The 9,504-nt window shown below is 50.5% G+C and carries 7 protein-coding genes; 3 read left to right on the forward strand and 4 right to left on the reverse strand.

Annotated elements, in window-relative coordinates; all coding sequences use genetic code 11:
- The 3 genes from tssI to ACW9H9_RS27680 form a co-directional block, all read left to right on the forward strand.
- Positions 1–1,532: type VI secretion system tip protein TssI/VgrG (gene tssI / locus ACW9H9_RS27670; RefSeq protein ID WP_457370552.1), on the forward strand; the 1,532-nt coding region annotated here is incomplete at its 5' end.
- Positions 1,529–2,362 (forward strand): DUF4123 domain-containing protein, encoded by an 834-nt coding sequence (locus tag ACW9H9_RS27675; RefSeq protein ID WP_457346561.1) that lies wholly within the window; start codon positions 1,529–1,531, stop codon positions 2,360–2,362. The genes tssI and ACW9H9_RS27675, both read left to right, overlap by 4 nt.
- 19 nt (positions 2,363–2,381) lie before the next feature.
- Complete coding sequence (locus ACW9H9_RS27680) at positions 2,382–4,886, forward strand: LysM peptidoglycan-binding domain-containing protein (RefSeq protein WP_457346559.1); 2,505 nt, start codon at positions 2,382–2,384, stop codon at positions 4,884–4,886.
- A gap of 44 nt (positions 4,887–4,930) precedes the next feature.
- On the opposite strand, the gene ACW9H9_RS27685 is transcribed toward ACW9H9_RS27680, so the two are convergent.
- The 4 genes from ACW9H9_RS27685 to ACW9H9_RS27700 form a co-directional block, all read right to left on the reverse strand.
- Positions 4,931–5,923, reverse strand: a complete 993-nt coding sequence (locus ACW9H9_RS27685) for a formylglycine-generating enzyme family protein (RefSeq protein WP_457346558.1) — start codon at positions 5,921–5,923, stop codon at positions 4,931–4,933.
- Positions 5,924–6,200: 277 nt separating this feature from the next.
- Positions 6,201–7,193 carry a formylglycine-generating enzyme family protein gene (locus ACW9H9_RS27690; protein ID WP_457346557.1) on the reverse strand — a complete coding sequence of 331 codons (993 nt, stop codon included), beginning with the start codon at positions 7,191–7,193 and terminating at the stop codon, positions 6,201–6,203.
- Positions 7,194–7,468: 275 nt separating this feature from the next.
- Positions 7,469–8,461 carry a formylglycine-generating enzyme family protein gene (locus ACW9H9_RS27695; protein WP_457346555.1) on the reverse strand — a complete coding sequence of 331 codons (993 nt, stop codon included), beginning with the start codon at positions 8,459–8,461 and terminating at the stop codon, positions 7,469–7,471.
- Positions 8,462–8,632: 171 nt separating this feature from the next.
- The gene (locus ACW9H9_RS27700; protein WP_457346554.1) at positions 8,633–9,436 is read right to left on the reverse strand and encodes a formylglycine-generating enzyme family protein; all 804 of its coding nucleotides are present in this window, start codon (positions 9,434–9,436) and stop codon (positions 8,633–8,635) included.
- Positions 9,437–9,504 lie beyond the last annotated feature (68 nt).

Consider the following 9,504-nt stretch of genomic DNA (forward strand, 5'->3'; position numbering starts at 1 on the left):
GGGACGACCAGACGGTGTTCCCTAAACTGGCGCCGGTGGCGTATCAGCAAGACTCCGGAATGGTCGCCAGTGACCCGGTGATCAAACGCTTTGACCTGCGTTTGGAAACCCGCACCAGCCGCACCACCCGGCGGGATTACGACTTTGAAAAACCGCGGTTGACCCTGGAAAGCCAGAACCGCGGTGACGCGTTGCCGGACCTTGAAGACTACGACTACCCGGGACGCTTCACCGACCGCGAACGTGGCAAACACCTGGCCAAACGCTCGCTGGAACGGCACCGCAGCGATTACCAATTGGCGGAGGGGAAAAGCGATCAACCGTTGTTGGTCAGTGGTCATTTTCTGGCCCTGACCGAACACCCCAAAGCGCGGTGGAATGACCTGTGGTTGCTCACTGAAATCGTCCACCAAGGCAAGCAGCCACAGGTGCTGGAAGAGTCGGTGACCAGCGACACCACGGCACTCAAAGATGACTTTCACCAGGGCTATCGCAACACCTTCAAGGCCACACCGTGGGACGTCCCCAACCGCCCTCCGCTGAAGCACCCCAAGCCGAGAATCCTCGGCAGCCAAAGCGCCGTCGTCACCGGCCCCAAAAGCGAAGAAATCCACTGCGACCAGTACGGCCGCGTAAAAGTGCAGTTCCACTGGGACCGCGAAGGCCAAGGCGACGACAAAACCAGCTGCTGGCTGCGCGTTTCGTCGGCCTGGGCCGGGGCGCACTACGGCGGCATCGCCATCCCGCGTATCGGCATGGAAGTGTTGGTGAGCTTCCTGGAAGGCGATCCCGACCAACCCTTGATCAGCGGCTGCCTGTACCACAAGGAAAACCTCGTCCCCTACGACCTGCCCGCCAACAAGACGCGCAGCACCTTCAAGACCCTCAGCTCACCCGGTGGCGGCGGCTTCAACGAACTGCGCATCGAAGACAAAAAAGGCCAGGAACAGATCTTTTTGCACGCCCAGCGCGACTGGGACGAAAACATCGAGCACGACCAGAAAATCCGCGTGGGCAACGAGCGCCATGACACGGTCGAGGCCAATACCTACAGCGAATTCAAGGTCGAAGAACACCACACGGTCTATGCCGACCGCAAAGTGGAAGCCCGCGCCGACGACCACCTGAGCGTTGCGGTGAATCAGCACATCAAGATCGGCACGGGCCAGTTCATCGAGGCAGGGCAGGAAATCCACCTGAGCAGCGGCATGAAGGTCGTGCTTGAAGCGGGCAGTGAACTGACGCTGAAGGCCGCTGGCAGCTTTATCAAGATCGACGGCAGCGGCGTGACCATCAGTGGCCCGGTGGTCAATGTGAACTCTGGGGGGAGCCCGGGGAGTGGGACGGGGGCTGCGCCGTTGTTGCCGGGCCCCTTGAAGCAAGCTGACACGGATAAAGCCGGACAGGTCGTAGCACCGTCCCTGGCCTCTTACCAGGTGCAAGCAAAAAGGGGCGTGTTGTTGCCGACACCTTCTTGCCATCTCGATGAGTCGGGTCACTGTCCTATTCATCAGCCGGGGCAAACAGCATGATCCATTCCATTGCCTCGCCGTTTGAGCAATCGCCAGCAACGGGCAGCCTGTGCTTGATTCTTGATCGCAGTGTTGACGACGCGCTGCTGACCCATCTGTTTCAGGTTGAAGAGTCGTCTCGACCTCAATGTATGCCGTTGTTGACCAACACACCTTACGCCGACCTTCAATCGGCCGGTCCTTATGTGGTCGTGTATCCCGGCAGGCGGACGCCGACGGAATATGTGAAAAACCTCCTGGAAAAATCGGATGCCGGATGCCTTGCATGGCTGCCCGCGAACCAGGCCATGGAGAAGGCCGTTCAACACTGCCAAAGCCTGCTTACGGTCAGTGCGGACGACAGCCCAGAGCAAATGATGCGTTTTTTCGAACCCCGCTGGCTGGAGCCGTTGCTGCTCAGTTTGAGCGAGGCTGAGCGCTGCCAGTTCATTGGCCCTTTTACTGGCCTGGCGTGGCGCAACGAAATAGGTTGGCGGTACTGCGCTCAATCGGCCCAAGCCGGTGACATCGGGCTGCAACCGCCTGCCTGGTTGCACGTGGGGGCTGACCGTGTGGCACACATTGAACAGGCCCGGCTGGGCGTCATTGCAACCCGCTTAGCCAATGACTACAGCGAGATGTTGCCTGCTGAAAGCACCGTTGAATCGGTCCATCGCCAACTGCTCGCCGCACAACAGGCCGGGTACACGCGGGTGGGCGACCAGGAACGTTGGATACGCCTGGTAATTACACGTGGCGACACCTTCTGGGAGAACGGCCCGGAGGCACAGCTACTGGCGCGTGATGAAGTGCCGTTGGGTGAAAGGCTGACTCAGCTTGAAAACCTGTGAATCAAAAGGACGATGAGTAATGAGCAACACCTACACCGTAAAAGGCGGCGACACCCTCGGTAAGATTGCCGGCACTCATAAATGCTCGGTGGCAGATTTACGAGCGCTCAACCCGATCATTACCGACCCCAACCACATCAAGCCCGGTTGGGTGCTGACGTTGCCTGCGGCCAAAGTGTTGCCCCCGCCCAAGCATGCTGACAACCAGAGCTCCACCGCCGTAAGAGGCGAGATTCAGTGCAAGGAGGAGCTGGTGGATGTGGCGCACATCACGGGCGAAGACACGTTTTACGTGTTGACGGAAAAACAATCCAAGGCGCTCAAGGCTCAAATCGACCGCGTCAAAAAACTGATGGACGAACTGCATCAGAACCTTGAGAAGGCCACACAAGCGCGTGAGTGTTCAAAGGTTTCTTCGCCAGAGGCGAGCTGTGCCTGCACCACCTGTGTCAAGGACGCGTGGAATGCCAAGGCGCAAGAGGCGGGCCTGCTGATGCGTTCTGAGCCTGCCCCTGAAAAACCGACGGTCACCTTGACGCGCCAACAAGACCTGCAGGGGCAGCTGGCTACCGTGCAGCAAGCGCGAGATTGGTACCAGCGTTACGAGCCCAAGTTTTCCCTGGGTGGCAACTACCTAGAAAACAACTGGAAGAAATTACAAACCAAAAAAGTGCAGGAGCTCAATGCCGAGATTGAGTCCCTGCGCCGCGACATTGCGGCGCAAGGCACAGCCGAGGCAGGCGAGAGCCAGACCAATGCCAACAGCGCCGCTGCGGACATCAAACACGGCAAGGGCAGGAGTGTTGATACCCAGAAAGGCCGTCAGGTAAAAACCGGCATCACCGTGGTTGAAATCACCCTGTTCAGTGACCCAAGCCGCCGCCATTACATCCCGGTGCATCACCGCGAACAACTGGATTGGAAGGTCAAAGTCTCCACCCGGGTCATGCAAGGCAAGCCGCTGGATAAAAACCTGGCCAAGGCGTTGCTCAAAGAGATCAAGAGCGCGGTAAGTGAAAACCGCAAAACCAGCCCTCTGGGTGGGCTGGAGGCCAAGTTCAGCAGCTGGACGAGCAAGGACGACAACCTGCTCAACGCCTTGCACAAAGAGTGTTCCTGGACATCCAACGAAGCGGATTCGGCCAGGTACGCGGTATCGGCAGAGGCGCATGCCTTGCGTTTCGCGGCTACCGCCAGTGCCGGTATCAATAGCTGGGAACCTGGCAAGGGCAACATCGAGATCGGTGTCAAAGCCAGTGCCGCGATCTCGCTAGCGGAAGGCTCTATTACCCTCAAGAGTTTCTTTCCCGATCAAGGGGGTTATGTGGTGCGGATGCCGTACCGCAATGCCCAGGGCAAGGAAGTGGTCAGTGACATTGGCGTGTTTCGGTTGGATGGCAAAGTGGAGTTGTCGTGTTTTGCCGGCGCGACGGTGCAAGGTGAGGCGGGCGTGAAGGCTCAGTACAAACCCAAGGAGGTCGAGGCTTCGGGCGCCACGGCGTTACTGAGTCCGCCGAGTGTGCAGGTGGATGAACGGCGTGGCGGAAGTCTGGGGGTAAAAGGCAACGCGTTTGCTGGCGTTCAAGGGGGTGGGACCGTAACGGGCACCCTAAAGTGGCTGGACCCGGCGAAGCAGGGAACAGGGAAGATCGTGGCGGGCCAGGCCAACGACAGCGGTAGTACGGACTGGGCAAGTTTGGTTGAGGTGAAGGCTGAGGGGAATGTGGCGTTAGGGGCGGGGGTAGGGTTTGATTTTGGACTCGATATTCGCAGCGATCGTATCGCCATCAACTGTAAAGCCAGTTTAGTGTTTGGGCCGGGAGCGGGAGGCGGGTTCAGCACGGTGGTGGATGTGGAACAGATGGGTAATCTTGCTTATGTGTTTTGTAGTGCGTTGTCCAAGGCGGATTTTCATTATCAAGTCGCGATCACTAAAGATGCGTTTAACTACTTGGCTAGTGGGCTTTTTAAAGTTGCAACTCATCCGATGAGCACGGCGATTAGTGTTTTTAAAGATGGGTTTAAAGTTATGGATAGGTGGTGGCTTCAACGGACAGCTACAAAACAGGAAGCAAAAAATTTAGCAAAATATTTGATTGGTAATCAGTCTATAAAAGTTGGTGCAAAGGTTATTCCTTTGAGGGTGTTACCGCCGGAGACAATCGGGCCAATGATTTACTTATTGACTGAGAGTTTTGTAGAGAGTTGGGCGGCGGATCAGCAAAGAGCCGTTGTTTTATTACTATCGCATTTGTTCAGTTGGCGGCATTTTATTGAGGTCCTAGAGCATTGCTCGCAAGATGGTGGGAAAGTTAATGCAATGGATAGCTTAGGCCGAATTAACTCCCTTCTGAACGGGAGCGAGCAGCTTGAGTTTAATAGGTTTATCGAAACCCTTGCTGTGAATGGACATGTCTCAATGCGTCCGGTTGGGCTATTGGCATGGACACCAAGCGAAGCATGGCGCAAAGAAGATATTTTAATAGCCGCTCGACGCAGTAATTTTTTTAACGGATTGGTATAACTTAATAAGTTAGAGCACCGTATGGTGCTCTTTCATTAAGTTTTTCAAAACTGTTCACTTGACTGAATAGCACATCGAAAACTAACGCCAGCGTAGTATGATTCTAAAACGGGATCGTCGGGCCATCGTCTTACAATAGGAGCGGCGAACAAGGGGCCTTCAGGATAATTAGAACCTCTCTTAACTTTTTTGGTGCCTGTCATGGGGCCTTGCGGATTTTCCAGGGGGGAGTTTTGATAGTAGTCTTTGTCGTACCAGTCATTTACCCAATCCGTTGCATTGCCAGAGAGGTTGTAAATGCCTAATGGGTTAGGTGTGAAGCTATTAACAGGAAAGGTTCTACCTCCACCAGGGTTAGGAAAATTTTTTCCATAGTTCAAACTACCGTTATCGGTTGGAAATAGAACGTGTAGGCCACGACTTCGGGCGGCAAACTCCCACTGCGCCTCGGTGGGCAAATCAACAGGGTATCCGCTGAGTGCACCGATCCATTGACAATAATCCTTCGCCTCCTGCCAGCTTTTTACTGGCGTAGGTAAGTCCGAATTGTACCTCGTTTTTAAGTTTTCTCTATCTCGAAATTCTGCGTCTAAAATAGGCTTGCCTTGAACAGTAAAAAACAAGTCAAAATCACCTAGGGTGGTTTGAAACTTAGAAAAATAATAACTGCTTAGTTTGACAGGATGCACAAACTTATTGTCGGATTCGGGGCTAATACCACAAAGCCTTCCCGGTTCTTCCCCACACGGCCAGGTACAGACATCTTTTTCATCATAATCACAAATCCAACCAAAATCGCCCATGTCAAACTGGCCACCTTCAACAAAAACCATGTTGTCAATGGACTGTACAACGGTATTCAATACTCTGTTTCGTAAGTCGTTGGCCATTTCAGGGTATTTTTTTTCGACATTTTTTGCGATAACCGCGACCTTTTCGGGCGACAGGCTTTTGCTGATGGGCAAGGGCGAGGAGTCTGCTTCGCAACCTGATAGAAAAAGGAAGGTGGGTAGCAAAACTAAAATCTGACGCAGCATACAAATGTCCCTATAGCGTGTGGCGAGTGGCAGACTTTAGCATTTTTGCTCAAATAACGCAGCTATAATGAACGCGAACGTTGTCAGCCAATGCCGCTTACGCTTGGCATGTGATACATATTTAGCATGGGTGTCAGTTCCAACGGAAAAACGTGGTGTTATTGGAGGTGTGGTTATTTATTTGATGGCATCTAGATATTATAAATAGACTCGTGCATCATCACTATCGGCTGTTCACCAAGATTTTCGTAGAGGCTTTGTCCTTTTAGCGACGAATTTATAGCGGCTTATCGGACTGAATTGCGCAACGAAAACTCACACCAGGGTAATAGTCTTTTAGAACAGGTTGATCAGGCCACCGTCGTACAATGGGAGCGGCAATTAAGGGGCCCTCTGCATAATATGAACCGCGTTTGATTTTTTTCGTGCCTGTCGCTGGTCCTTGAGGGTTTTCAAGTGGTGAGTTTTGATAGTAATCTTTATCGTACCAGTCGCTTACCCAGTCGGTGGCGTTGCCTGATAAATTATAAATGCCTAAAGGGTTGGGTGTGTAAAGGCTGACATTGAAAGTATTACCTTTGCTGGTTTCAGGGAAGTTTCTCCCATAGTTTAAGCTGCCATTATCTGTCGGAAATAGTACATGCTGGCCACGATTGCGTGCGGCATACTCCCACTGCGCTTCGGTGGGTAGGTCTACCGCATAGCCACTGAGTTGGCCAATCCATTCACAATAATCCTTTGCTTCCTGCCAGCTTTTTGCCGGAGTAGGTAAGTTTGGTTCAAACATATGTTTTAGATTTTCCCTGTCTCGAAATTCTTTATAGAAAACAGGCTTGTTATGAGCTGTAAAAAATAAATCAAAATCACCTAGGGTGGTTTGGAATTTTGAGAAATAATAGCTGCTTAATTTGACAGGGTGTATGAATTTGTTGTCGGACTCAGGGCTGATATTGCAAAGTCTCTCAGGTTCTTGCCCACACGGCCAAGTGCAGACGTCTTTTTCGTCATAGTCGCAAATCCAGCCAAAATCGCCCATGTCAAACTGGCCACCTTCGATAAAGACCATGTTGTCTATGGACTGCACGACTGTATTCAATACTTTGTTTCGTAAATCAATGGACATGTCCGGGTATTTTTTTTCAACATTTTTCGCGATAACAGCAACCTTTTCAGGCGACAGGCTTTTGCTGATGGGCAAGGGCGAGGAGTCTGCTTCGCAGCCCGATAAGAAAAGGAAGGTGGGCAGCAAAACTAAAATCTGACGTAGCATACAAATATCCCTACAGCGTGTGGCGAATGACTGACTTTAGCATTTTTGCTCAAATAACGCAGCTACAAAGAACGCTCACGTCGGCAGCCAACACCGCATAGGATTGGCTGTAATGCTCGTTTAGCATGGATGCCAGATTCAACGGAAAAAATGTGATGTTATCGGAAGCGCAGTAATTTAGTTGATGGTTTTCCATTGATCAATAGAGTTACGTGTCATTCCTATTGGCCGCTCACCAATATTTTCATAAAGACGTTTTCTATGGTGCTACACATTTATCGCGGTTTATCAGACTGAATGGCGCAACGAAAGCTCACGCCAGGGTAATATCCTTTTAGAACGGGTTGTTCAGGCCAGCGTCTTACAATCGGCGCAGCAGATAAAGGTCCTTCGGCATAATACGAACCGCGTTTGACTTTTTTTGTACCTGTGAGCGGTCCTTGAGGGTTTTCCAGTGGGGAGTTCTGATAATAGTTTTTATCGTACCAATCACTTACCCAGTCAGTGGCGTTGCCTGATAAGTTATAAATACCTAAAGGATTAGGTGTAAAAAGGCTGACGCTAAAAGTGCTGCCTTTGCTGGCCGCGGGAAAATTTATCCCGTAGTTCAAGCTGCCATTGTCTGTTGGAAATAGTACATGTTTTCCACGATTACGTGCGGCATACTCCCACTGCGCTTCGGTAGGCAGGTCGACCGCATAATCACTAAGTTTGCCGATCCACTCACAATAATTTTTGGCTTCCTGCCAGCTTTTTACCGGAGTCGGTAAATTTGGTGCATACCTGTTTTTTAGTTTTTCGCTGTCTCGATACTCTGCATTGAAAACAGGTTTGCCTTGAACAGTGGAAAACAAATCGAAATCACCCAAGGTGGTTTGGAACTTAGATAAATAATAACTGCTCAATTTGACAGGGTGTATGAATTTGTTGTCTGACTCTCGACTAATGTTGCAGAGTCTTTCGGGGTCTTGCCCACAAGGCCAAGAACAAACGTCTTTTTCGTCATAGTCACAAATCCAGCCAAAGTCGCCCATATCAAACTGGCCGCCTTCGATAAAGATCATGTTGTCTATGGACTGCACGACTGTATTCAAAACCTTGTTTCGTAAATCAATGGACATGTCCGGGTATTTTTTTTCAACATTTTTCGCGATAACAGCAACCTTTTCAGGCGACAGGCTTTTGCTGATGGGCAAGGGCGAGGAGTCTGCTTCGCAGCCCAATAAAAAAAGGAAGGTGGGTAGCAAAAATAAAACTTGACGTAGCATAAAAATATCCTTATAGCATGTGGCGAATGGCAAGCTTTAGCATTGTTGTTTAAATGACGCATTCACCAAATAAGCTGATCAGAACGTCAGTAAGTTACTGGCAATGTTCATGCTTTATTTATCGATATCGAGGGTGATCTTAAAGCTTTAGATAAGAACAAGGTCAAGTGACTATAGGTTGCTTTTTTGAATAGCACAGCGAAAACCTGTGCCTGGGTAATATCCCTTCAGAATAGGGTCTTCAGGCCACCGCCTGACAACAGGGGCAGCAAACAAAGGGCCTTCCGGGTAGTTTGAGCCTCTCTTTACCTTCTGTTCACCTTTTAACGGCCCTTGAGGGTCTTCTAGAGGTGAGTTTTTATAATAATTTTTATCGTACCAATCATTTACCCAATCCGTAGCATTTCCAGATAAGTTGTAGATGCCTAATGGGTTGGGCGTAAAGCGATCAACCGCAAAGGTATTGCTATTGCTTTGCAATGGGAAATTTTTTCCATAGTTTAAGCTGCCATTGTCCGTCGGAAATAAAACATGAAGACCTCGGCTGCGGGCAGCATACTCCCATTGTGCTTCAGTTGGTAAGTCGATGGGGTATCCACTAATACTTCCCAGCCAGTTACAATAGTTTTTTGCTTCTTGCCATGTTTTTGTAAACGCTGGCAAATTTGGTTTGTAGCGAAATTTTAGGTCTTCACGCGTTCGCTTTTCAGTGTCAAATAAAGGGTGCCCATTTGCCACAAAAAAAAGATCAAAATCGCCTAAGGTTGTTTGGAATTTGGAAAAATAGTAACTACTCAGTTTGACAGGGTGCATAAATTTATTATCGGCCTCGGGGCTAATGCTGCAAAGCCTTTCCGGTTCTTCCCCGCAAGGCCAAGTGCACACATTTTTTTCATCGTAGTCACAAATCCAACCAAAATCACCCATGTCAAACTGGCCGCCTTCGACAAAGACCATGTTGTCAATAGACTGCACGACTGTATTCAATACCTGGCGGCCGCAAAAACTGAGTGCAACACCTCTACCTCAGGTAAGGTGCGGCA

It is taken from the genome of Pseudomonas sp. SDO5215_S409 (assembly GCF_054071325.1).

Excerpts from the sequence above, each read along its gene's own strand:
- ACW9H9_RS27695 (WP_457346555.1), bottom strand. The coding sequence starts at position 8,461 with ATGCTACGTCAAGTTTTATTTTTGCTACCCACCTTCCTTTTTTTATTG.
- ACW9H9_RS27685 (WP_457346558.1), bottom strand. The coding sequence starts at position 5,923 with ATGCTGCGTCAGATTTTAGTTTTGCTACCCACCTTCCTTTTTCTATCA.
- ACW9H9_RS27690 (WP_457346557.1), bottom strand. The coding sequence starts at position 7,193 with ATGCTACGTCAGATTTTAGTTTTGCTGCCCACCTTCCTTTTCTTATCG.
- ACW9H9_RS27675 (WP_457346561.1), top strand. The coding sequence starts at position 1,529 with ATGATCCATTCCATTGCCTCGCCGTTTGAGCAATCGCCAGCAACGGGC.
- ACW9H9_RS27680 (WP_457346559.1), top strand. The coding sequence starts at position 2,382 with ATGAGCAACACCTACACCGTAAAAGGCGGCGACACCCTCGGTAAGATT.